This is a genomic window from Pandoraea sputorum (assembly GCF_000814845.2).
Classification (GTDB): Bacteria; Pseudomonadota; Gammaproteobacteria; order Burkholderiales; family Burkholderiaceae; genus Pandoraea; species Pandoraea sputorum.
The window spans coordinates 365,971-392,256 of sequence record NZ_CP010431.2 but is presented as its reverse complement, the minus strand read 5'-3'; the positions used below and the strand labels follow the sequence as shown (position 1 = coordinate 392,256).

Genomic DNA, 26,286 nt, shown 5'->3' with positions numbered 1-26,286 from the left:
ACTTCCCCTACTCACTCAAGCTCATCGAGCTCGTCGGAGCGCAACAGCAGTTTGTCCAGCAGACGTTCGTACACGCGCGTCTCGTCGTCGCTCAGCGCTTCGAACAGCCGTTCGTAATGCGTGCGTGCGGCATCGATCACCACGCGCCAGACACGTTCGCCCTCCGGCGTGAGCGTCACTTTGACCGCGCGGCCGTCGTGCTCGTCCGGTGCGCGGCGCACCAGTCCACGCGTAACCAGCCCGTCCGCCCCACGGCTCGCCTGACTCTTGTCCAGATTCGCCCGGCGCGCCAGTTCCGAGTTCGACAACGCCCCGGCCGTGCCCACCGCCGCCAGCACGCGCGACTCCGCCAGACTCAACTGCGCACCGTCCGCGTACGACTGCGCAACGCGCCTGTCGTGCTGCTTCATCAGGCGATGCATCTTGTACGTGAGGAACTGGTCGAGCGATTTGTGGGATGGCCGCATTTCAGTGTTTTCCCCTAGACGAAATGGGTCGATATTTGGTTGCGAACGCAACCTTAGCACACTAGAATTGTTGCGTTAGCAACTAAATGCTCGATGACGTTCCTCGTCATTCGCGCGCTGTGGCTGCGCCGCCTCCCCGCTGACACGAGGCCCCGCGACACACGCGCCGAGCGGCTTTTCGGGTGCCGCATCACCATGCATAAACCAGAGACCACCCCGCGCGCGTCGCTGTATCACACGTATCGCGTCTATCCCCATTTTGCGCCGCAGAGCGACGCCCCGGCCGTGCCCGTCACCATTGTGGGTGGCGGTCCGATCGGTATGGTCACGGCGCTCGCGCTGGCGCGTCACGGTGTGCGCTGCGTCGTGCTGCAATCCGAACAGCAAGTCTCCGAAGGTAGCCGCGCGATTGTCTTCACGCGCCGCTCGCAGGAGATTCTGCAAGCCGTCGGCGTGGCCGATGCCGTCGTCGCGAACGGTCTGCCGTGGACTAGCGGCAACTCCTACTATCGCGGCCAGCGCGTGTTCCGCATGGAATCGCCGGTCGACGACGACGACGACCGCTTCGCGCCGCTCATCAACCTCCAGCAAAACGTACTCGAGAGCTATCTCGTCGACGCCATCGAGCGCGAACCGCTCATCGAGATGCGCTGGGGCAACAAGCTGATCGGACTGACGCAGGACGACGACGGTGTCGCGCTGCAAATAGACACGCCCGAAGGCGAGTACACGCAGCGCACGAGCTGGCTCGTGGCCGCAGACGGCGCGCGCTCGACCGTGCGCACAGCCCTTGGCCTGCGCTTCGAAGGCGCGAGCTACGAGGGCCGCTTCGTCATCGCCGACATTCGCATCGATCTCGATCTGCCGACCGAGCGTCTTGCGTTCTTCGCCCCCGAATGGAATCCGGGCAACACCGTGCTGATGCATCGTGAGCCGGGCGATATCTGGCGGGTGGACTATCAGTTGCCGGTCGACGAGACGTCTGAACACGCGCTGCAACCGGAAACGATTCGCGCACGCATCAACGCGCAACTGGACATGATGGGACTCGGCGGCAAGCCGTGGGCGCTCGATTGGTGCTCGGTGTATTCGGCGCGCGCGCTGACGCTTCCCGACTACGTGCACGCACGCGTGCTCTTCGCCGGTGACGCCGCACATTTGCTGCCGATCTTCGGCGTGCGCGGCGCCAACACCGGTTTTCAGGACGCCATCGATCTGTCATGGAAACTCGCGGCCGTCGTCAAGGGCGCGGCCCCGACGTCGTTGCTCGCGTCGTACACGCACGACCGTGTGGGCGCGGCACGCGAGATCATTTCGGAAGCAGGCAAGAGTACGCGCTTCATGACGCCGCCGTCGCATGGATTCCGCGTGCTGCGCGACGCCGTGCTCGACCTCTCGCTCGATCATGAATTCGTGCGTCCGCTGTTCCACTGGCGCACGTCGCGCGCGCACGACTATCGTCACTCGCCGCTCAACAGCCCGAACGACGACAACGCGACGATGTCCGCAGGCCCGACCGTCGGCGCACCGACGCCGAACGTAAAACTCGCCGAGGACGACTATCTCTACGATCACCTCGGCGCGGCATTCCATCTCGTGACGTTCGGCGATGCACCGCTCGACGATGCGCTGCGTCAGGTCATCGTGACGTGGCGCGAGCGTGGCGTGCCCGTCAAGGTCATCGCCTTCGCGCTGTCCGAGAACACCGTGGCGGGTGCCGACCTCACGTTGCCCGACCCGACAGGCCACGCAGCCGCCAGGTACGGCGCGGCCGATGGCACGGCGTACCTCGTACGCCCCGATCACCATATCTGCGCCCGTTGGTTGCAGCTCGACGCCCCGCGTCTGGCCAGCGCCCTTGCGCAGGCGACGGCGCTCGCCTGAACGCCCCGCTCTCCAAGGAAGCTCGTCATGACCGCTCAACAAACCGCCATTGCAGGCCTCGAAGACATCTACGACACGCTCGCGTTGGCCATCGACGCCGCCCCGGCCGACAAGCGCGAGTTGCTGCTCGCCAAAGTCGTGCTGCTGCTCGCCAACGAGATTAGCGATCCGCAACGCGTGATCGATCTCATCGCACAGGCCGCAGGCGGCACGCAGTTGCAAGCCGCCTGACGGCGGCACACCGTTCCTTTCGGCGTCCGCCCACGATGGCGGACCCCATCTCAAAACACCGCCACATCAGACAAGGCGGGGAGCGCTGGAGAAGACACCCATCATGAGTCGTATCACGCCCGCCGCCGGTCTTTCCGGCGGCATTGCCGCATCCGTACCCGACGCCTGCGTTCCCGCCAACGCCCCGGTGCACCGTGTCGCCAGCGAAGCGATGGAGCGCGCCGTCGTGCGCAAGGTCTCGCGGCGTTTGCTCGGTTTTCTGTTCGTCCTGTTCCTGTTCTCGTTTCTCGACCGCATCAACGTCGGCTTCGCGGCACTCACGATGAGTCAGGACCTCGGGCTCACCAGCACGATGTTCGGCATGGCCTCGACGGTCTTCTATCTGACGTACGTGCTGTGCGGCGTGCCGAGCAACCTGATGCTGGTGAAGTTCGGCGCGCGTCGCTGGATCGGCGCGATTCTGATCGCGTGGGGTCTCGCGTCGAGCGCGACGATGTTTGCGCATGACGCCACCAGCCTCTATCTGATTCGCGCCATCGTCGGCATTACCGAAGCCGGTTTCCTGCCAGGCATGCTGCTGTACATGGGCGACTGGTTCCCATCCGCTGCGCGCGCACGCGCCAACGCGTGGTTCATGATCGCGATGCCGGTAACGTCGGCGCTCGGTGCTGCGGCATCGGGCTATCTGCTGCGCCTGGACGGCGTGGCCGGACTCGCAGGCTGGCAATGGCTGTTCGTGCTCGAAGGCTTGCCGACGGTGCTGCTCGGCTTCGTGACCTGGTGGTATCTCGACGACAAGCCGTCCGACGCGCGCTGGCTCAGCGCCACCGAGAAGCGGACACTCGGTGCGATGATCGAACGTGATCGCGCCGAAGCAACCGCACGACAAGCGAGCGCAACGTCGGGTACCCACGCAGGCACCCACACCAGCATGTGGCGCGCCATCTGCACGCCGAGCGTGGCGAAGTTCGCACTCGGATACTTCTGCCTCGTCAACACACTCTCGCTGGCGTCGCTATGGATTCCGCAGATCGTAAAGAGCTTCGGTACGACGAGCAGCAACGTCACCATCGGCCTGCTTGCCGCCATCCCGTCCGTCTGCACCATTGCGGGCATGATCTGGTGGGGACGCCGCTCCGACCGTCTGCAAGAGCGTCGCTGGCACCTCGTGCTGCCGATGCTGTTCTCCGCAGCGGGGTGGGTCGTCACCTGCTTCGCACCGGAACCGTCGCTGCGTCTCGCGGGGGTGGCAATGGCGTCGACCGGCGCATATACGGCGATGGCGATCTTCTGGACGGTGCCGGATCGCAGCCTCGCGCCGCACACCCGCGCGCTGGGGCTGGCCGTCATCAATGCGGTCGGTAATCTCGGTTCTGCATTGAGCCCCATCGTGGTCGGCGTGCTCAAGGACTGGACGCATTCGTTCACCTCGGGGCTGCTGTTCGCGGCGGTGAGCCTGCTCGTCGGCATCGGCGTGTTGTGGTTCGCGCCGCTGGGACAGCGCGGCACGCGTTAGCCTCTGCCACGCATGTCAGGCATGGCGGTCACCGTTCCGGGTCATAATGCAAAGCGTCCGACCGATCCGAAAGATCCGATACGTCTTTGCGTCCAAGGAACCCCGCCATGTCAGTAACAACACCGGTGGCCGCTCAGGGCCCCACGCTCGTCGTGCTCATCGACGCCGATAACGCCGCACCCGCCATCGTCGAAGGCCTGCTCACCGAAGTCGCCAAGTACGGCGTCGCCAGCGTGAAGCGGATCTACGGCGACTGGACCAAACCGAATCTCGACGGCTGGAAGAAGTGCCTGCTCGAATACTCGATCCAGCCCATCCAGCAATTCCGCTACACCGTCGGCAAGAACGCCACCGATAGCGCCATGATCATCGACGCGATGGATCTGCTCTACACCGGGCGCTTCGACGGCTTCTGTCTCGTCTCCAGCGATAGCGACTTCACACGTCTTGCGTCGCGCATTCGCGAACAGGGCCTGATCGTGTACGGCTTCGGTGAGCGCAAGACACCGCAGCCCTTCGTCACCGCATGCGACAAGTTCATCTACACCGAACTGCTGCGTCAGGACGACGAGCCGGACGACGACGAAGCGCCCGCGCCGCGCAAGCGTCGCAGCGCCGCCGAACTCAAACGCGACACGCGACTCGTGCGGCTGTTGCGCACGGCCGTCACCGGTGTGTCGGACGAAGACGGCTGGGCCGGCCTCGGGGCGATGGGCAGTCACATCGCGAAGCAAGCGCCCGACTTCGACGCACGCAACTACGGCTTCGGCAAGCTGAGCGATCTCGTCGCGACCATCGGGCTGTTCGACGTGGAGCAACGCTCGGGCAGCGGCGGCAACAAGGGAATCTGGGTGCGCATCAAGCCGAAGCGCGGCGCTTCCGGGGCCGCCGCCAAGCGGGGAGAATGAGCACGCGACGGCACATCCACGCGCGTTTCGTTAAGATTTTTTCGCAAAACGCTTGCCAGCCTCAGAAATACCCCATATACTCGCGGTCTTTCTAGGCTCGTAGCTCAGTTGGTTAGAGCACCACCTTGACATGGTGGGGGTCGTTGGTTCGAATCCAATCGAGCCTACCAACGATTAAATGCAAAAGGCGTCACGCGAATTTCGTGTGACGCCTTTTGTGTTTTCAGCGACCGATTCTTCCGTCGCCCGCCTCGACCGCCCCAACACCCCCAACCGCCTCTCGTCGGTTTCTCTGCTCGTTGCGGCAGCGTCCACCGGCGTTACAAAACGACACATCCCCAACACACTCGTAGCACCTGCCACCCGAGGCCATCGCTAGACTGGCATCAACGGTTTCAACAACGTGGCCAACGCCACCACCGAATCACCAAAGCAGGACTCATGGAGGACACCATGAAACGCATTCTGATCATCGCTGCCCTTGGCGCTACCGCCGCTGTCGCTTCCACCGCCGCTTCGGCGCATGTGGACGTCGGCCTCTATCTCGGCGTGCCCGCACCGGTCGTCGTGGCGCCGCAGCCGGTCTACGTCGCACCGGAACCGGTGTATGTGGCCCCGCGCCCCGTGTATCGTGCTCCGCAGCCGGTGGTGTACTACGGTCGCGACCGCTACGACGACTGGCGCGAGCGCCGCTGGGAAGAACGTCGTCACGATCGCGGCTGGCACCGTGGCTGGCGCGAAGACCGCGACTGATCGTCGCCTGAACTGACAAAAGAACGAAGCGGCCCGCCGGTTGGCGTCGGCGGGCTTTTTTAGCGGGAAGCGGCTCCGTCGCTTTCCGCGTTCTTTTGTCTGACGCTCGCTCGTCGACCAGTTCGACGCGACGTCACTTCAGCGCCACCGCGTCGCCACCTCAGGCAACTCCCGCTTCATCCACTCCACGAACGCACGTGTGCGCGACGGCAAAAGGCGCGCATGCGGATAGACGATGTTGACCGGTCGCGCCGGTCCTTCGTAGTCCTTCAATACGCGCACGAGCCGCCCCTCGTCCATCGCCTGCGCCACCTGATACGACAGAAAGCATCCGTAGCCCATGCCGTTGGCGCAGGCCTCGACGGCCGTCATGCCGTGGCTGATTTCGAGATTGCCGTCGACGGGCACGACGAACTCCCGTCCCCCTTCCCAGAAACGCCATTGGCCGTAACCGCCGCCATGCGAGAGGATGCAGTTCTTGCCGAGCAGCTCGCGCGGATGCGCCACCTCGCCCTGCTCGGCAATGCACGCGGGACTCGCGACCACCACGCGGCGAATCGCGCCGATGCCCTGCGCGACAAGCGTGGAGTCGTCGAGCGGCGAGATCCGGATGCCGACGTCGATCCCCTCCTCCCACAAATTCACCACACGGTCGTTGAGCAGGAGCCGGCATTTGACGTTCGGGTACGCGCGCAGGAACCGGTACACCGCCGGGGCGACATGCATCTGTCCGAACAGCACCGGGGCGGTGACGACCAGCGTACCGCTCGGCGCTTCGTGACGCGCCGCCAGCCGCGCCTCGGCCTCGTGTAACTCGCTGAGGATTTGGCGGCAGGTGTCGAGGTAGGTGCGCCCCTCTTCGGTGAGGGCGATACGGCGCGTCGTGCGATTGAGCAACCGCACCTCCAGGGAAGTTTCGAGCGCCGCCAGCGTCCGCACCACAGCAGGCAGCGACGAATCGAGCGCGCGTGCCGCCGCACTCAGGCTCCCCTGATCGACGATGGCCACGAATGTCTGCATTGCGCGAAGTTTGTCCATGCGGCGCATGATTACTCCGATTTTCGGAGTAGTCAAATCAGGTTAACGCCATTTATCCGAAAATCGACCAGATGGACAATTCGGGCATTGCGTGACGGTTCCGACCCCGGCGCTGCCGCATCCACTCACCCACGGAGATGCCCGATGACCCGCCCCACCGACATTCACGCCTACGTCCCCGCTCGCCCGGCACGTCCGATCAAGTTCTACCGTTTCACGCTTTCGGGCCACTGCCATCGCGTCGAGCTGATGCTCAATCTGCTTGACTTGCCGTATGAAGCCATCGACGTCGATCTGGCGACCGGTGAGAACAAGCAGCCTGCGTACCTCGCCATCAACCCGTTCGGTCAGGTACCGGCCATCGACGACGACGGTGTGATCCTCGCCGACTCGAACGCGATCCTCGTCTACCTTGCGACGCGCTACGACGCCCAGCACGCCTGGTTGCCGCACGACGCGGTAGCTGCGGCTCGCGTGCAACGCTGGCTGTCGGTGGCCGCAGGCGATCTGGCGTTCGGCGCGGCCGCAGCACGCGTGGCCGTCGTCTTCAACCGTGCCGTCGACACCAGCGCGATGATCGAGCGCGGTGTGTTGCTGCTCACGCGTCTCGAAGCACACCTCACCGCACCGAACGCCACACCGTTCGTCACGGCCGCAACGCCGACGATTGCCGACATCGCGCTGTTCTCCTACCTGGCGCATGCGCCCGAAGGCAACGTGTCGCTGCAACCGTATCCGGCCGTGCGCGCGTGGCTGGCGCGCATCGAAGCGCTGCCGCGTTTCGTGCCGATGCCGTCGACGGCGTGTGGTCTGAACGCCGCTGCTGCATGAAGCATGAAGCATGAAAGTTAAACGAAGGTGGGTCGCGTCACCCGTGCATCGTCCGATGCATCGCCCGAGCGCCGCCCGAACCGAAGGAGAGCATGATGAACGCCCCTACCCCGTCACCGCTTCAACTGGCATCGCCCTTTCACGCGGGTGAAATGTACGTGCAGACGCTCGCGGGTTCTCGTGAGCAGATGGCGGAGGTGGGGGCGCGCGTGATTCGTCTCGCGATGCCCGATCAGCATCGTCAGTTCTTCGCGCAGTTGCCGTTTCTCGTCATCGGCGGACTGGATGCCGACAATCAGCCATGGGCCACGCTGCTCAGCGGCACCCCCGGCTTCGCGCAGTCACCCGATCCGACGCTGCTGCGTGTGAGCGCCTTCCCGCCACCGACCGATCCGCTCTACGGCGCGGTGACAGTGGGCGCGGCGATCGGCTTGCTGGGTATCGAGCCTTCGACGCGGCGTCGCAATCGCGTCAACGGCACCATCGACGAAGTCGATGCGCAAGGGTTCACGCTGCGGGTCGCCCAGAGTTTCGGCAACTGCCCGCAGTACATTCGCAAGCGCGAAGCAACGCCGCAAGCGCATGACGCGCCACCGGTGGCCGAAACGCCGCAAAGCGCTCTCGACGACGACGCGCAGTGGCAAATTGCGAGTGCCGACACGTTCTTCATCGCGACGCATTTCGCAGGCGATGGCGCGACGGCGCGCAGTGCAGGCACCGACGTCTCGCATCGCGGCGGAAAGCCGGGATTCGTGCGCGTGGAAGACGCCAACACGCTGGTGTGGCCCGACTTTCGCGGCAATTCGTTCTACAACACGCTCGGCAATCTGCACGCCAACCCACGCGCCGGGCTGGTCTTCGTCGACTTTGCATCGGGCGACTTTCTGCATGTCGCGGGCGACGCCGAAGTCCTTTGGCACGACGAGACACAAAGCGGCTTCGAAGGCGCGCTGCGGTTAGTGCGTCTGCACGTGCGCGAAGTGCGACGCGTACGAGGTGCGCTACCGGCCGCCTGGCGCGACGGCGAAGCGTCGCCCAGCGTCGAGCGCACGGGCGCGTGGCCGACCGCCTGACGTACGCGACGTTGGGCGCTTGGCCGCTCCCGCTTGCTCGCTCCAATACCTCCGTGTAAAGTGTGTCCACGCTCGTCGAGTGACGGGCGTGATTCGACACTCGAATCAACACCCATTCGATTCCTCCATCGATCCATGACTGCTCACGCATCCGTCCGTCTCGCCGTATCGCCGCCGCAACGCGGTGTCGGTGCTCGACTGCGCGGACGTTTTGCAGCCGTCGCACCTCCCCCGCCGTCCGGCGTGGCACCGCCCACTGTGGTGGTCGCCGACGTAGTCGTGGCCTGACGCCACACACGGCTCGCTGGGTGTCCATCGCCCGGCACAGCACTTTTTCATTCGAATTTCAGCGGGTTCCGGTGGTCTGCGCGCATTGCGCCAGCCGCGGTGATCTTGTGTCGATGTCTCGATGATGTCGTCTTGATGCTGTCGCCCCGGCTGTGTGCCACCTCGTGCACGCGGCCTGAGCGATCTCGTGATGGCGTCGCGGCACAAACATCGCACCACACACCGGACACGCTGCTCAGGGGAAGATCGATGCAACTCGATGGTCTTGCATTGCGCCGACATGGCGCGACGCTCTTATTTGTTCTCTTGTGGAGCGGCGGCGCACTGGCCGCCAAATGGGGGCTGGCGCACGCGTCGGCGTTCGCCTTTCTCGTCATTCGTCTGGGGGTCGCGTTCGCAGCGCTCACGCTGATCGCACTGACCCGTCGCCAATGGTGGCCCGCACGCGGCACCGGCTGGCAGGTCGCGGGCACCGGTGTTTTGCTCATTGGCGGCTATCAGGCGTCGTATCTGCTCGCACTCGCCAGCGGCATCACACCGGGGGCACTGGCGACGGTGCTTGGCGTCCAGCCGATTCTCACCCTCGTGGCGCTGGAGCGGCGTCATAGTGCGCGACGTCTGCTGGGGCTGGCGGTCGCACTGGTCGGGCTAGCGCTCGTCGTCGCACAAAGCCTGATGTCGGCACGGCTATCGGCGGCGGGGTCCGTGTGGGCGCTCACGGCGCTCGCCTGCATGACGCTTGGCACGCTCGCGCAAAAAGGGTCGCGACAAACGCCCCTTGACGTGCTGCCGCTGCAATATGCCGTCGGGCTGGCGCTGGCATTGCTCGTCGCGCCGACGCAGCCGTGGCACATCGACGGCACCGTCGGCTTCTGGCTGCCGCTGCTTTACATGGGCCTCGTGATTTCGGTCGGCGCGACGTTGCTGCTTTACCGGATGATCGCGTCCGGCAATCTGGTGACGGTGACGAGCCTGTTCTATCTGGTGCCCGTGGTGACCGCGCTGCTCGACTGGGGCATCTTCGGGCACCGGCCGACGGCGCTGGCCGTCGCGGGCACCGCCGCCATTCTGATGGGCCTGCGGCTGGCGCTCCGGTAGTTTCAGTCGCGAACGTGACTGGCATCTCGGCTAAGATTGTCTTTCTCTGGGTGACAATGCGCATCGAAGTCCGCTCGTTGTCACCCGTCATTTATCGCAGACGGGAATCTTGCCGATGGACCTGCTCGACGACATGCGCATCTTCGTCAGCGCCGTGGACGCCATGAGCTTTACCGGCGCGGCGGCGAAACTCGGACTCTCGAAGCAGTTCGTGAGCCGCCGCATCTCCTCGTTGGAGCAATCCCTCGGCGTACGCCTGCTGCTGCGTACGACCCGACGACTGGCCGTGACCGACCTCGGTCGGGTCTACTACGAGCGCGCCCGGCGCATCCTTGACGACGTAGAAGCCGCGAATCTGGCGGTGAGCAGTCAGGGGGAACGCCCACGCGGTAATTTGCGGGTGTCCGCCCCGATGTCGTTCGGGACGATGTTCCTCAGCTCGGCGATTCCGTCGTTTCTCACGACGTATCCCGACGTCACCATCGAACTCGAACTGAACGACCGCACGGTGGACATCATCGGCGAAGGTTACGACGTGGCGGTGCGCATCGGCGCGCTGGCCGACTCGTCGCTGATCGCCCGCACCGTCGCGCCCATGCGCATGGTCACTTGCGTCAGTCCCCGCTATCTCGAAGCCCACGGTGCGCCGCAGACGCCCGAAGACCTGAGCCGTCACACGTTGCTGCCCTACGGTCACAGCCAGCGCGTGAGCTGGCATTACTCGCGCGACGGGCAGCCGCTGGAAATTCCGGTGTCCGGGAGGCTTCGCGTGAACAACGGCGAGCTGGCGCGCGATGCGGCGGTCGCCGGGCTGGGTGTGACGTGGCTGCCGGTGTTTATCGTCGCCCCCGCGTTGCTGGGCGGTCGTCTCGTGACGGTGCTCGACGACTTCGAGCCGCCGCCGTCGTCGATTTATGTCGTCTACCCGCAGCATCGTCAGGCATCGCTCGTGATCCGGGCGTTTTCGGATTTTCTGGCGGCCGCGTGCGGTGTCGCGGGTACGCAGTGGTGAACGGTCAGGGATGACAGCATGGGAATGTCCCGGCGCGCGGGAATCCGGTCGAAGTCACGGACAAATGGCGGATGAATGGCGAAGAAAACATGATCGGATCGCGCCCAAAAGGCCATCAGACTTGACCATCCATAGCCCGGACAGGGATACTTGACAGGTTAAAAACCCAGCTTTTTCACGCCGATGACCACGATTCTGCAACACATTCCCACGGGACAACGGGTCGGCATCGCCTTTTCGGGCGGTCTCGACACCAGCGCTGCGCTGCTTTGGATGCGCCAAAAGGGCGCGATTCCCTACGCTTACACGGCCAATCTGGGTCAGCCGGACGAACCCGACTACGAGGAAATCCCGCGTCGCGCGATGGGTTACGGTGCCGAGAACGCCCGCCTGGTCGACTGCCGTGCGCAACTCGTGGCCGAAGGCATTGCCGCCCTGCAATCGGGCGCGTTCCACATCTCGACGGCCGGTGTCACGTACTTCAACACCACGCCGATTGGCCGCGCCGTCACGGGCACGATGCTTGTGGCTGCCATGAAGGAAGATGGCGTCAATATCTGGGGTGATGGCAGCACGTACAAGGGCAATGACATCGAGCGCTTCTATCGCTACGGTCTCTTGACCAACCCGAGCCTGCAAATCTACAAGCCGTGGCTGGACCAGACGTTCATCGACGAACTCGGTGGTCGCAAGGAAATGTCGGAATTCCTGATCGCCAACGGCTTCGATTACAAGATGTCGGTCGAGAAGGCCTATTCGACGGACTCGAACATGCTTGGCGCGACGCACGAAGCCAAGGATCTGGAACACCTCAACTCGGGCATCAAGATCGTTCAGCCGATCATGGGCGTGCCGTTCTGGCGCGACGATTGCGCGATCAAGGCTGAAGAAGTCACCGTGCGCTTCGAAGAAGGCCAGCCGGTCGCGCTCAACGGCAAGACGTTTGCCAACGCCGTCGAACTGTTCGAAGAAGCCAACCGCATCGGCGGCCGTCACGGCCTGGGCATGAGCGACCAGATCGAGAACCGCATCATCGAAGCCAAGAGCCGCGGCATCTACGAAGCTCCGGGCCTCGCGCTGCTGTTCATCGCTTATGAGCGCCTCGTGACCGGCATCCATAACGAAGACACGATCGAGCAGTACCGCGAGAACGGCCGCCGTCTGGGCCGTCTGCTCTATCAGGGCCGCTGGTTCGACCCGCAAGCGATCATGCTGCGCGAGACGGCTCAACGTTGGGTGGCCCGCGCCGTGACCGGCGAAGTGACCATCGAACTGCGCCGTGGTAACGACTACTCGCTGCTGAACACGACCTCGCCGAACCTGACGTACAAGCCCGAGCGCCTGACGATGGAAAAGGGCGACTCTGTCTTCACGCCGCTCGACCGTATCGGTCAGCTCACGATGCGTACGCTCGACATCGTCGACACGCGCGAGAAGCTGATGACGTACGCCAAGGCCGGTCTGCTGACGTCGACCAGCGACGACGCACTGCCGCAGCTCGAAGGCAAGAAGGACTAAGCGGTCATCCGGCGCATCGCTCGCAAGAGCGGTGCGCCACGTGTTACCTGCTGCAACAGGCGGCGCGCCCCGAAAGGAGCGCGCCGCCTTTGTTTTTGGCCTGTCACGAGTGACGCGCTAATATACGGACGAAAATGCGAACAAAAATAGGCCGCATCCCAAATTAATCGAAACCCTCCCCGCAATCGGGGTGCGCGTCGGTCTCGGACATCGGGACGCGCGCATGCGTCGGAGACCCTGCGTTGGTACGTCTGATTCTGTTATTGCTTGGCGTGAATTATTTGCGTCGCCGGGCCCGGGCGCTGATCTGGATCGGCGCGATCTTCTTCGCGTTCGGCATGGCGTTGATCGTCGACGCGCTCGACGGCGTCGTGCACTTCCCACTGAAGGTCTTCGCGTGGCTGCTGCTGCTCGAAGGATTGGCGACGCTTGCCATCGCTACCATCGGCGTGGGCGGTCAGCGTCTCGTACGGGGGCTAAAGGGCGGCACCTTTACTGTTGCGGCACTGCTGGTCCTGCTGTTCGATCAACACAACGGCAACTTCTGGTTGTCGATGCTCTTCGGCACGCTGTTCCTCGCCGATGGCCTGCTGCAATGCGTGGCGGCGTACGTGGTGCGCTATCCACGCTGGGCGTGGGCCATTGCAGGCGGTGCGCTGGAAATCGTCGTCGCGATTTTCTTCTATCAGCCCTACCCGACGCACTACAAGGGCACCCTGCCGTACGCCATCGGGCTTGGACTCGTCTTCACCGGGTGGAACGTACTCGTGCTGGCCATGCGGGCGCGTCGCATGCGCGGCGATTTCCGCGTCGAACAAATTCTCGGCAGCCCGGAAGACAAGCGCCGCCTGTGGAGCGAGCGTCCCCGTGCACCGCGCTGGGACGGCCCGCCCACCGACTCCGAGCCGGCGCTCACGGTGCACGTGTGGACGCCGTCCGGGTCGTCCAAAGCACCGGCACGCCGTCACCCGGTCATCGATCGCTACATCGCGGCCGTCGACAAGAACGGCGTGATTTCGACGGGGCACGCGGCGCTGGAGAGTCACGAGGGCGTGTACGTGAGCCTTTACCCCGCCAAGGAAATCGACCGCTCGCCGGACCAGTTTGGACAGTTGCTGCGCGCGACGCGCGAGAACGACGTGCCCGGCACCTTCCAGCCGAACTACGCTACGGAGTCGAAGGCGTGGTGCCCATCGACGGTCAAGGTGCGTATTCGCAACTACAGCCCGCAGCAATTGAGCGCTTTCTGGCAGACATATCAGCAGAACACCACCTATAACCTCACGCACCGTAACTGCTCAAGCAGTGTGGCCAAGGCGCTCGAAGCCGCGATCGAGGGCCGTGTGGGGCAGTTGCACGACGGCGGCGATGCTGGCTGGTGGACGTTCGTCCGCCTGTGGCTTACGCCCGAATTGTGGGTGGCCGCCCAACTGCGCAAGCGCGCGAAGACGATGGCCTGGACACCGGGTCTGGTGCTCGATTACGCGCGTGCAGTGAGCATGCTGGTGGATCCGCGCCCGTTCGGCTGGATTACGATGACCTCACTGGCGCTGCGCCGCATGCGTCGCTCGCGCCGCGCATGGCGTGAGGCCGAGCAGGCCGCCGCATCGCAAGCGCAGAACGCGACGCAGGCATCGCACGCCTCGCACGGCTGACATCGAATCGAGACTTTCCCAGGGGGACGGTGTAACGTCACCCGTATTGGCACACGCAAGAGCAGCAGGCATCCGGGCAACGCGCGAGCGCTGCCCGCCCGAGCTTCAAACGCATTACCCAATACGAGGACAGTTCAACATGTTCAATCGCCTGTGGCGCTATGTCAGTGCCGCCCTGTTCGCCAGTCTGGTCATCGGCCGCGCCGCACACGCGATCACGCCCGAGGCCGCACCCGTCACCATTCCGCACGGCGCGATGGTCGAGCGGCAGCCGCTGAAAGCCGACTACGGACTCCCGGAAGCCGGTGAGCAATTCAGCATCCGTTACAGTTCCATTGACGGTGTCGGCGGCATCGAAGCCCGCGAAGACACCGGTGCCGTGTTCCTGCCCAAAGGACCGACACCGCCCGGCGGTTGGCCGGTCGTGGTCTGGGCACATGGCACGGTCGGCATTGCCAGCAAGTGCGCGCCGTCGCTCAACGTGCGCAGCACGCGCGACATTCAGTATCTCGGTACCTGGCTGTCGCTCGGCTTTGCCGTCGTCGCCCCCGACTACGCGGGTCTTGGTTCGCAGGGGCTGCATCACTATCTGAACGCCCGTGCCGAAGCGTACAGCGTGCTGGACAGCCTGCTCGCGGCCCGCAGCGTCTTTCCGTTGCAGAACCGTGTGATCTTCGTCGGGCAATCGCAGGGGGCTCACGCCGCGTTCGCCGCAGCGGGCTTTCAGCCGATATACGCCCCGGACGTGAGGGTCATCGCCACCGTTCTCACCGGCACGCCGTATTTCAACGCACAGACATCCGCCGCCACCCTTTTTGCGGGTCAGCCCGATCCGGGCGCGCCGGACCCGAAGATTCCGTACGCGATGTACATCTTCCTGTCCGCAGCCGACCGCGATCCGTCGTTAAATCCCGCGAAGTACTTCTCCCCGCAGGCGTTACCGGTACTCGATGAGGCCCGCACACTGTGCATCGATACGCTGACCGATCACTCGACGGCCGCAGGTCTGAACGCCGGGAACAGCATGCAACCGGGTATCCAGAAACTGCTGGACAGCCAGACGCCGTCGCTGCGCTATCCGACGCTCAGCATCAAACATCCGGTGTTCATCGGCATGGGAACGGAGGACATCGACGTGCCGGTCATCATGCAAAAGGCATTCGCGCGGGATGTCGCCAAGGCAGGCACCAAGACCACCGTGCGCATGTACGACGGACTCGATCACGACGCGACGGTCAACCCGTCCCTGCGCGACTCGGTGCCGTTCATCCTGCAACTGATGTCGACGAAAAGGCGTGCATCCGCACAATAACTAGAGGGGTGACTCGAAGGGCTACGGGGTGCGAAGATGGCTTGCCACTGATGAAGATCGACGCAAATCATTGTTTTTTATGTGATTTATTTTTCGTTGCGCCTACGCAACATGAGGACGCTTACGTAAAAATACATATGGTGCGACGCAACACGTCGTCCTATACTGAACTCGTCTCCTCCATGTCTCCTCCTGATATGGATTAAGCCCGCAACGCGCGGGCTTTCTTTTTTTCTGCGACCGCTTTCTGCGTCCGGTCTCTGCGATCAGTCGATTGCTGCTGCGCACGCATCCGTCGGCGTCGCCAGCGCGCCCCCTACCCCCGGAATGATCTTCAGCCCCGCCGAGACCACACGGCAGGGTGCCGCCAGCAAGCCACATCCCGCCACCGACGTCACGAACGGCAGAATCGCGAATAGCGCCCACCAACGACGCAAATTGCGCGGTGCGGGCTTCGATGCCCGTCGTCCGTTGAGGTCCGAGTCGCCCGAATCCACCGAACGGCGGGGCTGGTGGGTGGCGAATGCATCGCTCGCCTCAATCGTACGGGCCGTATGGTCCGTATGGTCCGTATGGTCCGTATGGTCCGTATGGGCGTGAGGGGTCGCGATGGCCTTTCGGCTCATCGTATGAAGCGTCGTCATGGGGGGCGTCCTGAGAAGGGCTAAGTACCGGAAATACCGGCGGTTCGGGTGAGTTCTGTCAGTTCGGAAGTCGGGCAATCGCCATACGGTCTTTGACGGCGCGCAGCGAGCGAATACGTCACACCGCCGGCGTCGTATGACCGATGTACGTGAAACGCGGCACCGGGCCCTTCTCCGTCATCACCGGTTCATTCCAGATGCGCAGCAACCGCGTGCTCATCGGCAAGCCTTCACGCGGATAGAGCCGTGTGTAGACGACGACAGGTTCGTTCGTCTCGTCGGCACGGGCGATGCCCAGCGCGAGATAGCAATTCCCTTTGTAGTGACGATAGACACCGGGGCGAAACGCCTCGATTTCGGGCGTCGATTCCATCGACGCCGCTGGCACATTCGAAAACATCGTTCTCTTCTCCTGCATTCCTACATACGACCACCGCGCCCGGCCGCGCATGAGCCAACCTACGCGAGCGTCGAGTTCCGACGCCTCAGGCCCTCAGCGTCTCAGCGCGGCACTACGATCCCCACCGACTTCGCCAATGGCGCGGGCGAAATACCTGACGCCCCACGAAACGGCTCATCCAGATTCACGATGAGTGCGACCACCATTCCAATCGCGCCCATGTGAATAGCGATGATGAGATTGCTCTTCCAAGACCCTGGATAACGGCCGTTCATCGCCATCGCCGCGAGCATGAACAACGAGATGACCCACCAGAACACGCCCGGCACCGTCTTTGTCGCGTTTTCAAACCGCCCCTGTCTCGCCTCTTCGAGACGATCCAGCAACGTACGTATCGAACTCGCGCTGTCTTCGTGCCGGGCAATGACGCGCCGCGTGGCACCGACAAACGCCGTCAGCGCAGCTTCGGTGTCCGGCGAGAGATCGGGATCGGAGGTACTCAACGTCTTCCATTCGTCCGTGACGGCGGAGCTCACATAGCCACGCAGCAGCACACGTGCCGACTGCGCGTCGGCGTCGCCTACCGCTTTCAGCTCACGATCGAGGCGTCGCACCACCGACGCTTCGTGCAACGCCTGATCGTCGGCATGGCCGAGATTGGCCCGCACATCGGTCAGCACATGGGCGAGCACAAAGACGATGAATGCCAGCAGGCTCCCGTGGACCACGTCGGCCACGGTGCCGCGCACCTCCGTCGGGTCTGCGAGACGGTCGAACAGGACGACGCGCGCGAGCCAGGCCACGGCAACGGCAAGCACCGCCGTGCCGAGCGCCATGCCGACGAGCAATAGCCCCGTCGGCAGCAACGTCATCTGATCCACCATCCATTGCCTCCATGTCTCCCGGCATCTTCAATGCCGCGACGACCATCCATTTCTTAGGTATTCCGGGCAGCGTGCGCGCAATGCTCCGCCGCCGATGCGGCGACTATACCTGATGCACGGAAGACGGCAACTTTAGAAAATTTCCGCGCCTGACAGCGGAAACGTGACGAAAGATTTCACAACGCCGCGCGACGCAGAAGACAGCGCCTAAAGCGCTTTCGTCAGCAGCACCGTGGTGAAGCCGCTGTCCCACGCCTCGTCCGGATAGGTGGCGACTTCCCGATACCCGTTGCGGACATAAAACGTGCGGCTCTGCACGTTGAACGTGTCGGTCTCGAGTCGTGCGAGCGGGTGGCCAAGCGAGCGCATTTTCGATTCCGCATGCGCGAGCAGCAACGCGCCGACACCGCGTCGCTGCTGTGAAGGCGTCACGTGCAGGGCATCGATGAAATCACCCACCACGTGCACCATGCCGACGACTTCGTCATCCGACGCAATCGGGACAGCCACCACGAATTCAAGCCAATGTGCCTGCACATAGGCTCGCGTGCGTTCACCGGAGGCGAATGCCGCCGCCACCTCAGGGCGCAGCATCGGTGCCCATGTCGTGCGATACGTCTGCATGAGGAGTTGTGTGAGCGCATCGATATCGGCCTCGCGCGCTTCGCGCAGCACGATGTCGGGACAACGTTCAGGACCAGGCATTGCGAAGCTTCCTCGCGACGTCGATGTGCACCGTGACGTCGCCGACCGGCCCGCGCGGCACATCGTCCTCGCGCGGCTTCGGGAAAATATCGTACAGCGGCAGCATCTTGTCGGACACGAAACGGCTGCGCGTGCCGTACACATGGCGATCGCCCAGACCGGTTTGCTGATGGACGTAGAACCGCTGCGGCACAACGAGTTGCAGCGACTCTTTTGCACGCGTCATCGCCACGTAAAGCAGACGTCGCTCTTCCTCGATGTCTTCGTCGTCCCCGGTGCTCATATCGGAGGGGATACAGCCATCGACCACGTTGAGCACGTACACCGAATGCCACTCCTGCCCCTTGGCGCTGTGAATCGTCGACAGGATCAGGTAATCCTCGTCGAGGAGCGGCGGACCGGATTGTGCGCTCGTGGCATCGGGTGGGTCGAGCGTCAGCTCGGTCAGGAATTGCTCGCGCGAGCCGTACGTGTTGGCGATGCGCGCGAGTTGTTCGAGATCGGCCTGACGCACGGCGGCATCGTCGAAACGTTGGGTGAGCAGCGGTGCGTACCAGCGCAGCGCCAGATCCACGTCTGCAGGCCACGCCAGCCGCGTGTCGTGCAACGTCATGAAGACTTCGACGAACGCTCGCCACTGCGTGGCGGCACCCGACGGTGGCTTGAACTCGGCCAGCACCTGCGCGGGTGTCGCGGACTGGGCCATGGCATCGAGCAAGCGCGTGGCGCTCACCGGCCCGATGCCGGGGATCAACTGCGCAACGCGAAAACCCGACAACCGGCTGGCCGGGTTATGCGCCCATCGCAAGATCGACAGCATGTCCTTCACGTGGGCCGCTTCGAGAAACTTCAACCCACCGAACTTCACGAAGGGAATATTGCGACGCGTGAGTTCCAGCTCCAGCGCCGCGCTGTGACTCCCCGTGCGAAACAGCACCGCCTGTTGCGTGAGTCGCGTGCCGGTCTCACGTTGCGCCAGCACCTGATCCGCGACCCAACGCGCCTGCCCCGATTCGTCGCTCACGTTGACAAGTTGCGGCAACCGGTCCGATAGCCGGTCCGTCCACAACGCCTTCGCGTAGCGCTCGTTCGACTCGGCGATCACCGCATTGGACGCATCGAGAATCGGCTGCGTCGACCGATAATTGCGCTCCAGCGTCACCACGTGCGCCGGCTCGGCAAACTGACCCGGGAAATCGAGAATGTTGCGGATCGTCGCCGCGCGAAACGCGTAGATCGACTGCGCATCGTCGCCCACGACCGTCAAGCCACGCCCGTCCGGTTTCATCGAGAGAAGAATCTGCGCCTGCAAGCGGTTGGTGTCCTGATACTCGTCGACGAGTACATGATCGAAGCGGGCGTCAAGCTCACGAGCCAGTTCCGGCGCACCCATCGTCTCAGCCCAATACAGCAGCAGGTCGTCGTAATCAAGCACATGCTGCGCTTGTTTCGCGTCGACATAACCGCCGAAAAGCTGCTTGAGTTGCGCTTCCCATTGCGCACACCACGGGAAGTGCCTGGCGAGCACTTCGGCGAGCGGTGCCTGACTGTTCACCACGCGCGAGTAGATCGACAGACACGTGCCTTTGAGCGGGAAACGCGACTGCGTCGCGGAAAAACCCAGATCGTGCCGCACCAGCCCGAGCAGATCCTCGGCGTCGCTGCGGTCATGAATGGTGAACGCTTCCGACAGCCCGATACGTGGGGCGAAATCGCGCAGCAACCGTGCGCCAATCGCGTGAAACGTACCGGCCCACGGCAGCGACGGCGGTTGTGTCGACGACAGCCCCAGTACCTTCTGCAACACGGCCCCCACGCGACGCTCCATTTCGCCAGCGGCACGACGCGAGAACGTAAGCAGCAGGATTCGATTGGGATCGGCACCACGCACGATCAGATTCGCGACCCGGTGCGCGAGCGTACTCGTCTTGCCCGACCCCGCCCCGGCAATCACGAGCAACGGCCCGCCAGGCGCACCATCGTCGTCCACACCGAAGTCGACGGCTTCACGCTGACGGTCGTTGAGTTCGGCCCAAGGATCGCGGGCGGCGGCGGACGGCTGTTCTGACATGCGAATCGGTGGATGAACGGCAGGCAATCGGGTTTAGGTACGCTCAAAGAGTACTGTATATTTATACATTATAGCGATGGGTTTTGTGCCCATCGAGCCTCTTGTGAAATTCGGACGAATCCTCGCTGTCACCTGCGTCGACAGCCCACCACCCCGCCTACGGCTCTTATGACAATCCGCACCGGCACGTCGTCCTGGACCGACCCCACGCTCATCGCGTGCGGACGGTTCTACCCACCGGGCGTCGATACACCGGCCGCGCGCCTGCGCCACTACGCGTCCAGGTTTGATCTCGTCGAGGTCGACAGCAGCTATTACCGGCTGCCCGACGCCGATATTGCCTGGCGATGGACGCAGCGCACGCCCCCCACCTTTCGCTTTCACATCAAGGCGTTTCGCGCCTTTACCGGGCACAACACCCCCCTCGCCGCGTTGCCGTCCGATATCGCTCAGGCGTTACCGTCACGTGAAGCGCAGCACCGCCGCGCGCCGCCGGAAAGCGCACAAATTGCCGCCACCGACATACCTGTCGAGTTGCGCGACGAGTTGTGGCGACGTTATCTCGAAGCCGTCGAGCCGTTGCGCCAAAGCGGGCAACTGACGGCCATCCACTTTCAGTTCTCGCCAAGGGTGCAAAACGACCGCGCCGGACGCGCCCTCGTTTTCGAGACCGCGCGACGGCTCGACGGGGAGCGCCATGCCATCGAATTTCGTCACCGTAGCTGGTTCGATACGCCATCGCGCGAGGCGGCCACGCTCGCCATGCTGCGCGAGACGGGCGCAGCACACACCATCGTCGACAGTCCCTGCGGATTCGACAACACCGTGCCCGCCGTATGGGCCACGACGCGCGACGACCTGTGCGTCGTTCGTCTGCACGGACGCAATGCCGCCGCGTGGAACCGGCGGGGCGTCACGGCCTCGTCGGGTCGCTTCGTCTACGAGTACAGCGCGAGTGAGCTGATCGATATTTCGGCGCGCGTCGAACGGATCGCCGCGCTCGCCGACGACACGCATGTGCTCTTCAACACCAATCACGAAGATCAAGGGATGAAAAACGCGTCTGCGTTTGAACGTGCCCTCGCCGATCTGGCTCGCCTGCGTGCTTAAGGGCGATGGGCGTTGTCCGACGATGACGAATTCGCCCTGAGCGTCTTGCGCCACGCGGGAAGATCCGCGAGCCGCGTGCCTTCAGGCACTTCACCATGTTTGCTGTGGCCCACACGCTGTGCGCGATAGATGCCCGTGTGTCCGGAACACAGATACGCAAGCACGCAAGCTATCGCCGCGTAGCCTCCGATCTGCGGACCGAAAATCTCGATCGCCATCAACGTCGACGCAATGGGCGTATTCGCCGCCCCAGCGAATACCGCAACGAATCCGATGCCCGCCAGCACTGCCGCTGGCAGCATCAGCACATGGGACAGCGCATTGCCCATCGTCGCGCCGATGTAGAACAGCGGCGTCACCTCGCCGCCCTTGAATCCCGTTCCGAGCGTGATCACCGTGAAGATTGCCTTGCCGAGAAAGTCGTACCACGGCAGCGACGTATGGAATGCGTCGACGATGGTCGGGATACCGAGGCCGAGGTACTGCGGCGTGCCGAGCATCGTGGCCGCCACGGCCACCAGCACACCGCCCGCGAAGGGACGCAGCGGCGCGTAAGCGATGCGCCGCTTCATGAAGGCGGACGTGGCATGCGTCGCCTGTGCAAACGCCATGCCGACCAAGCCGCAAAGCACGCCTGCCGCCGCAGCACTGAAGGCACCGGCGAGCGTGATCGACGGCGCGAATGCCGTCGGTGCAATCGTGTAGACGGTGTGTTGCACGCCCCACGCGCGGGTCACCGCGTCGCCCACGAGGGCGGCTACGAGGCACGGGAGCAAGGCGTCGTAACGCAATCGACCGATGGCAAGCACTTCGAGACCGAACACCGCGCCCGCGAGCGGCGTACCGAACACCGACGCGAACCCCGCGGCGATCCCCGACATCAGCAGCACACGGCGTTGCTCGCCCGACAAACGGAAGACGTGCGTCAACTGATCGGCAAGCGCGCCGCCCATTTGCACGGCCGTGCCTTCGCGTCCCGCAGAGCCGCCGAAGAGGTGCGTCGCAACCGTGCCGAAAAGCACGAGGGGTGCCATGCGCAACGGCACGACGCGCCGGGGATCGTGGATCTCGTCGATCAGCAGGTTGTTGCCCGCTTCGACGCTCGCGCCCAGGCGCAGATAGAGCCAGCCGACCGCGAATCCGGCGACCGGCAACAGCCAGAGCAGCCAGGGGTGGACGACACGTGTATTGGTCGCAAGATCGAGCACGACAAGGAACAACGCCGACGCACTGCCCGCCATCACGCCGACGAGTGCTGCAAGCGCACTGGCATGTGCGGCGCGCGGCAATACGCCGAACAGATCGCACAGGGAGGACCACAAAGGAGAATCGCGGAACATCTTCACAGGCTCAATCAGAGACGAACAATGTCGTCGACACGTGGCCTGAACGCGAAGGGGAACGGTCTGCGGAATGCGACTTCAGAGGAACGAGAAACACGCTCGCTTGCGTAGCCCGCAACCTCCCGGCACGCCAGGATCTTGCAGGCATCATCAGCCCCTTTGCAGGGCGGTTTGCGAAACGAACGCCGGAGGAATGCCATCTCCGTGTAGTAGTCGTGATGCTATCAGGAACCGCGCGCACTCACAATAAGTGACATTTTTTGGGGCGAAATGCCGAACCCGATCGGCGGATTCTGGAGGGCATTACTACGCTGGACGCGAAACCTTTTACATATGAAAACGGCGGGCACTTTGCAGAGCATCGTCGCCCGCCGCAAATGCGTCGTTGGGATTAGCGCGCCGACTTCCCGCGCCAATCCACACACTTACTCGCGCCTACTGGCGCCTACTCGCACTTACTTCTTTCCGGCCTTCACCGCCTTCTCGATCCGCGCGCCGACATCCGCGTCGACCTGCTTCCAGTAGTCGAACGCGCGCTCCAGTACCGGACTGCGGACACCGGCGAGCAGGGCACCGGACACGGTTTCAACGAGACGCGTACGGGCCGCTTCGTCGAATACGTTGCGCACGAGGTCGCCCGGTTGCGAGAAGTCATCATCGTCCTTGTGCAGCGTGTAGGCGCTGCGGACCATGGCGCCGTCGGATTCCCAGCCGTCCTCGGCCGCCCCCGTCTGATCGGCATATGGACGTCCACCGCTGTTGGGCACATACACCGGTGCGTTTCCGCTATGTTCGTAAGCCATGTGACCGTCGAACATATACGTCTGCACCGGCACCTTTGGACGGTTCACGGGCAGTTGGTGGAAGTTAGTGCCGATGCGATTGCGCTGCGCGTCGTTATAAGCGAACGCACGACCGAGCAGCATCTTGTCCGGCGACAGACCGATGCCCGGCACGGTGTTGCCGGGCGAGAACGCCGCTTGCTCGATTTGCGCGAAGAAGTTCTCCGGATTGCGGTTGAGCGTCATCTTGCCCACCTTGATCAGCGGATAGTCCTTGTGCGACCACGTCTTCGTCAGATCGAACGGATTGAAGCGGTACTGCTTCGCGTCCGCGTACGGCATGACCTGCACCGACAGAATCCAGCTCGGGTTTTCGCCACGCGCAATGGCATCGAACAGATCGCGACGGTGGAAGTCAGCATCCTGACCGGACATGGTCGCGGCTTCGGCGTTGGAGAAGAACTCCATGCCCTGCTGCGTGTGGAAGTGATACTTGACCCAGAATTTCTCGCCGCTGGCGTTGACCCACATGTAGGTATGCGAACCATATCCGTTCATGTGACGCCAGGTGCGTGGCAAACCACGGTCGCCCATCAGGTAGGTCACCTGATGCGCGGACTCCGGATTGTTCGTCCAGAAATCCCACTGCATGTGGTTGTCGCGCAGGCCCGAGTCCGGCAAGCGCTTCTGGCTGCGAATGAAGTGCGGGAACTTCATCGGATCGCGGACAAAGAAGACCGGGGTGTTGTTGCCAACGAGGTCGTAATTGCCTTCGTCTGTATAGAACTTGAGGGAGAAACCGCGCACGTCGCGCCAGGTGTCGGGGCTACCGGCTTCGCCCGCGACCGTGGAGAAACGCGCGAGCATGTCGACCTTGGCGCCCTTCTTGAACAACGACGCCTTGGTGTAACGGCTCACATCTTCCGTGGTTTCGAAAACGCCGAAGGCACCTGCGCCCTTTGCGTGTGGTTGGCGCTCGGGGACCTTCTCCCGATTGAAGTGCGCCATCTGTTCGAGGAAATGAACGTCGTGCAACAGAAGGGGGCCATCCGCGCCGACCGAAAGCGTGTTTCGGTCGCTTGCCGCCGGTGCACCGGCGCCGGTCGTCGAGCCGGTGTCCAGACGGTCTTTCTCTTTGCTCATACATACCTCCGACATGAGGTGGGTGGGGAGAGGGAGAGAATAAGAGTCAGCAATATCGCAAGTCGTTCAAAGCATAATACAGGACGGCGAAATGCACTCCCCGACGCCCGGTGCGTTGAATCTTCGTCAACTTGCGATGGATCAAGTGCCCCGCCTCTCTCTGCGCGCCTCTCCTCTGCCCGCCCCCACCGTCGCAAGGTCTAAAGTGTGGAAACCCGCCGCCCACCACAATTTCAGCGCCGAGCACGTAGCGCGAATCGTCGCTCGCCAGGAATAGCGCTGCACGGGCGATTTATTCCGGCGCGCCAAGATCGCCCGCGAGAAAGGGATTACGCCGCCAGCGCGCGGCACTGGCAAACCACGCGCTCGAAGCACGCAATCGCAAAATCGACGGACGCCTCGGAAGTAAACCGGCCGAGACTCAGGCGCACGGTGCGGCTCGCCGCTTCGCTGTCCAGCCCGATGGCGCTCAGCACGTGCGACGGTTGCCCCGAGGCCGAATTGCACGCCGAAGTCGACGACACGGCGAGATTGCCGTTGAGCATGAACGTGAAAAAGCCGGGGTGGCCAATCGTCAGGCTGAGCGTATGGGGAATGCGACGGGCGTTCGCGGCGTTGTGCACCACGCCATCAAGCACTCGCACACCGTCGAGCAAACGACGGCTCAGTGCTTCGATACGGACGGTATCGACCGTCATGTTCTGCATTGCCAACTCGCATGCCGTGCCCATGCCAACGATCTGATGCGTCGCCAGCGTGCCCGAGCGCAGACCGCGCTCATGGCCGCCACCGTGCATCTGCGGCGCGATGCGCGACATCGCGTCTTTGCTCACATACAGGGCGCCGATGCCCTTCGGGCCATACACCTTGTGTGCCGACATCGACAGCATGTCGATGCCCATGGCCTTCACGTCGATGGGGGTCTTGCCGAGCGCCTGTGCGGCGTCCACGTGGAGCAGCGCGCCTGCGGCATGCACGACCTTCGCGATGGCCGCGACGTCGGTCAGTGTCCCCAGTTCGTTGTTCACCAGCATGACCGACACCAGCCCCGTATCCGGACGCAGCGCGGCCGCCACGATGTCGGCCGTGATCTCGCCGGTCGCCGAGGGCTTCACATAAGTGACGGGCACACCTCGCTTTTCCAGACACGCCATCGTATCGAGAATCGCCTTGTGTTCGAGCACGCTGGTGATCAGATGCGCACGCGCCTGCCCCAACTCCGCATAGCCCTTGAGTGCGAGATTGTTCGATTCGGTCGCGCCGGACGTCCACACGATCTCGGCCGCATCCGCGCCGATGAGCGACGCGACCTGCGAACGCGAGCGTTCCACGAGACGGCGGGCGCTCACACCCGCGGAATGCGAACTGGACGCGGGATTGCCGAAAACGCCGTCGATGCCCAGACAGTCGGCCATCGCCGCGATGACTGCGGCGTCCGCAGGCGTTGTCGCTGCGTAATCGAAGTAGTGAAGTGTTTCGTTCTCGCGCATGATCGGCCCCCCGCCAAAAAAGAGTGCATCGATCGTACGCGCCGAAAAGAGGAAAAGGCTTGCAGAATCACCCTTCGTTATGCAGTTCCATGGAATATCCTTCCCAAAAAACTGCATAACGAGGAAATTT

At 63.5% G+C, this 26,286-nt stretch carries 21 protein-coding genes, 1 tRNA gene, 2 pseudogenes and 1 riboswitch; of the genes and pseudogenes, 14 read left to right on the top strand and 10 right to left on the bottom strand.

Annotated elements, in window-relative coordinates; all coding sequences use genetic code 11:
• Window positions 1-11: 11 nt before the first annotated feature.
• Window positions 12-467 (bottom strand): MarR family winged helix-turn-helix transcriptional regulator, encoded by a 456-nt coding sequence (locus tag NA29_RS01740; RefSeq protein WP_039395060.1) that lies wholly within the window; start codon window positions 465-467, stop codon window positions 12-14.
• Window positions 468-662: 195 nt separating this feature from the next.
• On the opposite strand from NA29_RS01740, the gene NA29_RS01735 reads away from it, so the two are divergent.
• From NA29_RS01735 to NA29_RS01710, 6 genes and pseudogenes are all read left to right on the top strand, one after another.
• On the top strand, window positions 663-2,351 hold the full coding sequence (locus NA29_RS01735) for an FAD-dependent monooxygenase (protein ID WP_039402028.1): 1,689 nt from the start codon (window positions 663-665) through the stop codon (window positions 2,349-2,351).
• Between the two features lie 27 nt (window positions 2,352-2,378).
• Window positions 2,379-2,582 (top strand): hypothetical protein, encoded by a 204-nt coding sequence (locus NA29_RS01730; RefSeq protein WP_039395058.1) that lies wholly within the window; start codon window positions 2,379-2,381, stop codon window positions 2,580-2,582.
• Between the two features lie 103 nt (window positions 2,583-2,685).
• Entirely contained in the window at window positions 2,686-4,098 is a 1,413-nt protein-coding gene (locus NA29_RS01725; RefSeq protein WP_039395056.1) for an MFS transporter, read from the top strand.
• 107 nt (window positions 4,099-4,205) lie between these two features.
• A pseudogene (locus NA29_RS01720) lies at window positions 4,206-5,000 on the top strand (NYN domain-containing protein); the annotation flags it as partial.
• A 99-nt stretch (window positions 5,001-5,099) separates the two neighbouring features.
• A tRNA-Val gene (locus NA29_RS01715) sits at window positions 5,100-5,176 on the top strand.
• Window positions 5,177-5,459: 283 nt separating this feature from the next.
• Window positions 5,460-5,759 carry a hypothetical protein gene (locus tag NA29_RS01710; protein ID WP_039402025.1) on the top strand — a complete coding sequence of 100 codons (300 nt, stop codon included), beginning with the start codon at window positions 5,460-5,462 and terminating at the stop codon, window positions 5,757-5,759.
• Window positions 5,760-5,897: 138 nt separating this feature from the next.
• Here the strand turns inward: NA29_RS01710 and NA29_RS01705 are convergent, their stop codons facing one another.
• A complete protein-coding gene (locus NA29_RS01705) occupies window positions 5,898-6,797 on the bottom strand; it encodes a LysR family transcriptional regulator (protein ID WP_039395052.1) in 900 nt (299 codons plus the stop codon).
• Window positions 6,798-6,941: 144 nt separating this feature from the next.
• Here NA29_RS01705 and NA29_RS01700 point away from each other — a divergent pair, with 144 nt between their 5' ends.
• The 7 genes from NA29_RS01700 (at window position 6,942) to NA29_RS01670 (ending at window position 15,584) form a co-directional block, all read left to right on the top strand.
• Window positions 6,942-7,628: a glutathione S-transferase family protein gene (locus NA29_RS01700; protein WP_052252439.1), complete on the top strand. Its 687-nt coding sequence runs from the start codon at window positions 6,942-6,944 to the stop codon at window positions 7,626-7,628.
• Window positions 7,629-7,723: 95 nt separating this feature from the next.
• Window positions 7,724-8,701, top strand: coding sequence for a pyridoxamine 5'-phosphate oxidase family protein (locus NA29_RS01695; RefSeq protein WP_039402020.1), 978 nt, complete (start codon window positions 7,724-7,726; stop codon window positions 8,699-8,701).
• A gap of 537 nt (window positions 8,702-9,238) precedes the next feature.
• A complete protein-coding gene (locus NA29_RS01690; protein ID WP_039395050.1) occupies window positions 9,239-10,087 on the top strand; it encodes a DMT family transporter in 849 nt (282 codons plus the stop codon).
• A gap of 115 nt (window positions 10,088-10,202) precedes the next feature.
• Window positions 10,203-11,099: a LysR family transcriptional regulator gene (locus tag NA29_RS01685; RefSeq protein ID WP_039395047.1), complete on the top strand. Its 897-nt coding sequence runs from the start codon at window positions 10,203-10,205 to the stop codon at window positions 11,097-11,099.
• 183 nt (window positions 11,100-11,282) lie between these two features.
• Window positions 11,283-12,617: an argininosuccinate synthase gene (gene argG / locus NA29_RS01680; RefSeq protein ID WP_039395043.1), complete on the top strand. Its 1,335-nt coding sequence runs from the start codon at window positions 11,283-11,285 to the stop codon at window positions 12,615-12,617.
• 242 nt (window positions 12,618-12,859) lie between these two features.
• Window positions 12,860-14,272 (top strand): HdeD family acid-resistance protein, encoded by a 1,413-nt coding sequence (locus NA29_RS01675; RefSeq protein WP_039395041.1) that lies wholly within the window; start codon window positions 12,860-12,862, stop codon window positions 14,270-14,272.
• 139 nt (window positions 14,273-14,411) lie between these two features.
• Entirely contained in the window at window positions 14,412-15,584 is a 1,173-nt protein-coding gene (locus NA29_RS01670) for an alpha/beta fold hydrolase (protein WP_039395039.1), read from the top strand.
• A gap of 266 nt (window positions 15,585-15,850) precedes the next feature.
• Here NA29_RS01670 and NA29_RS26455 read toward each other — a convergent pair whose 3' ends face one another.
• The 5 genes from NA29_RS26455 to NA29_RS01645 form a co-directional block, all read right to left on the bottom strand.
• Window positions 15,851-16,021 carry a DUF6726 family protein gene (locus NA29_RS26455; RefSeq protein ID WP_306592201.1) on the bottom strand — a complete coding sequence of 57 codons (171 nt, stop codon included), beginning with the start codon at window positions 16,019-16,021 and terminating at the stop codon, window positions 15,851-15,853.
• A gap of 325 nt (window positions 16,022-16,346) precedes the next feature.
• On the bottom strand, window positions 16,347-16,628 hold the full coding sequence (locus NA29_RS01660; protein ID WP_084103366.1) for a DUF1653 domain-containing protein: 282 nt from the start codon (window positions 16,626-16,628) through the stop codon (window positions 16,347-16,349).
• 101 nt (window positions 16,629-16,729) lie between these two features.
• A complete protein-coding gene (locus NA29_RS01655) occupies window positions 16,730-17,512 on the bottom strand; it encodes a bestrophin-like domain (RefSeq protein ID WP_039395035.1) in 783 nt (260 codons plus the stop codon).
• A 207-nt stretch (window positions 17,513-17,719) separates the two neighbouring features.
• The gene (locus NA29_RS01650) at window positions 17,720-18,217 is read right to left on the bottom strand and encodes a GNAT family N-acetyltransferase (protein ID WP_039395033.1); all 498 of its coding nucleotides are present in this window, start codon (window positions 18,215-18,217) and stop codon (window positions 17,720-17,722) included.
• Window positions 18,204-20,288: an ATP-dependent helicase gene (locus NA29_RS01645; protein WP_039395031.1), complete on the bottom strand. Its 2,085-nt coding sequence runs from the start codon at window positions 20,286-20,288 to the stop codon at window positions 18,204-18,206. The genes NA29_RS01650 and NA29_RS01645 overlap by 14 nt, the downstream gene beginning before the upstream one ends.
• 168 nt (window positions 20,289-20,456) lie before the next feature.
• On the opposite strand from NA29_RS01645, the gene NA29_RS01640 reads away from it, so the two are divergent.
• Window positions 20,457-21,398, top strand: a complete 942-nt coding sequence (locus tag NA29_RS01640; RefSeq protein ID WP_039395029.1) for a DUF72 domain-containing protein — start codon at window positions 20,457-20,459, stop codon at window positions 21,396-21,398.
• On the opposite strand, the gene NA29_RS01635 is transcribed toward NA29_RS01640, so the two are convergent.
• The 3 genes and pseudogenes from NA29_RS01635 to NA29_RS01620 all read right to left on the bottom strand — a co-directional run.
• On the bottom strand, window positions 21,395-22,720 hold the full coding sequence (locus tag NA29_RS01635) for a voltage-gated chloride channel family protein (RefSeq protein ID WP_052252438.1): 1,326 nt from the start codon (window positions 22,718-22,720) through the stop codon (window positions 21,395-21,397). The two genes, NA29_RS01640 and NA29_RS01635, sit on opposite strands and share 4 nt — an antisense overlap.
• Before the next feature lie 155 nt (window positions 22,721-22,875).
• A riboswitch (Fluoride riboswitch) is annotated at window positions 22,876-22,954 on the bottom strand.
• 242 nt (window positions 22,955-23,196) lie between these two features.
• On the bottom strand, window positions 23,197-24,666 hold the full coding sequence (locus NA29_RS01630) for a catalase (protein ID WP_039395026.1): 1,470 nt from the start codon (window positions 24,664-24,666) through the stop codon (window positions 23,197-23,199).
• A gap of 332 nt (window positions 24,667-24,998) precedes the next feature.
• Window positions 24,999-26,156 (bottom strand): annotated as a pseudogene (locus NA29_RS01620) (cysteine desulfurase family protein); the annotation flags it as partial.
• Window positions 26,157-26,286 lie beyond the last annotated feature (130 nt).

Coding starts and splice junctions, on each gene's coding strand:
- NA29_RS01740 (WP_039395060.1), bottom strand. CDS start 467: ATGCGGCCATCCCACAAATCGCTCGACCAGTTCCTCACGTACAAGATG.
- NA29_RS01735 (WP_039402028.1), top strand. CDS start 663: ATGCATAAACCAGAGACCACCCCGCGCGCGTCGCTGTATCACACGTAT.
- NA29_RS01730 (WP_039395058.1), top strand. CDS start 2,379: ATGACCGCTCAACAAACCGCCATTGCAGGCCTCGAAGACATCTACGAC.
- NA29_RS01725 (WP_039395056.1), top strand. CDS start 2,686: ATGAGTCGTATCACGCCCGCCGCCGGTCTTTCCGGCGGCATTGCCGCA.
- NA29_RS01710 (WP_039402025.1), top strand. CDS start 5,460: ATGAAACGCATTCTGATCATCGCTGCCCTTGGCGCTACCGCCGCTGTC.
- NA29_RS01705 (WP_039395052.1), bottom strand. CDS start 6,797: ATGGACAAACTTCGCGCAATGCAGACATTCGTGGCCATCGTCGATCAG.
- NA29_RS01700 (WP_052252439.1), top strand. CDS start 6,942: ATGACCCGCCCCACCGACATTCACGCCTACGTCCCCGCTCGCCCGGCA.
- NA29_RS01695 (WP_039402020.1), top strand. CDS start 7,724: ATGAACGCCCCTACCCCGTCACCGCTTCAACTGGCATCGCCCTTTCAC.
- NA29_RS01690 (WP_039395050.1), top strand. CDS start 9,239: ATGCAACTCGATGGTCTTGCATTGCGCCGACATGGCGCGACGCTCTTA.
- NA29_RS01685 (WP_039395047.1), top strand. CDS start 10,203: ATGGACCTGCTCGACGACATGCGCATCTTCGTCAGCGCCGTGGACGCC.
- argG (WP_039395043.1), top strand. CDS start 11,283: ATGACCACGATTCTGCAACACATTCCCACGGGACAACGGGTCGGCATC.
- NA29_RS01670 (WP_039395039.1), top strand. CDS start 14,412: ATGTTCAATCGCCTGTGGCGCTATGTCAGTGCCGCCCTGTTCGCCAGT.
- NA29_RS01660 (WP_084103366.1), bottom strand. CDS start 16,628: ATGTTTTCGAATGTGCCAGCGGCGTCGATGGAATCGACGCCCGAAATC.
- NA29_RS01655 (WP_039395035.1), bottom strand. CDS start 17,512: ATGGTGGATCAGATGACGTTGCTGCCGACGGGGCTATTGCTCGTCGGC.
- NA29_RS01650 (WP_039395033.1), bottom strand. CDS start 18,217: ATGCCTGGTCCTGAACGTTGTCCCGACATCGTGCTGCGCGAAGCGCGC.
- NA29_RS01645 (WP_039395031.1), bottom strand. CDS start 20,288: ATGTCAGAACAGCCGTCCGCCGCCGCCCGCGATCCTTGGGCCGAACTC.
- NA29_RS01640 (WP_039395029.1), top strand. CDS start 20,457: ATGACAATCCGCACCGGCACGTCGTCCTGGACCGACCCCACGCTCATC.
- NA29_RS01630 (WP_039395026.1), bottom strand. CDS start 24,666: ATGAGCAAAGAGAAAGACCGTCTGGACACCGGCTCGACGACCGGCGCC.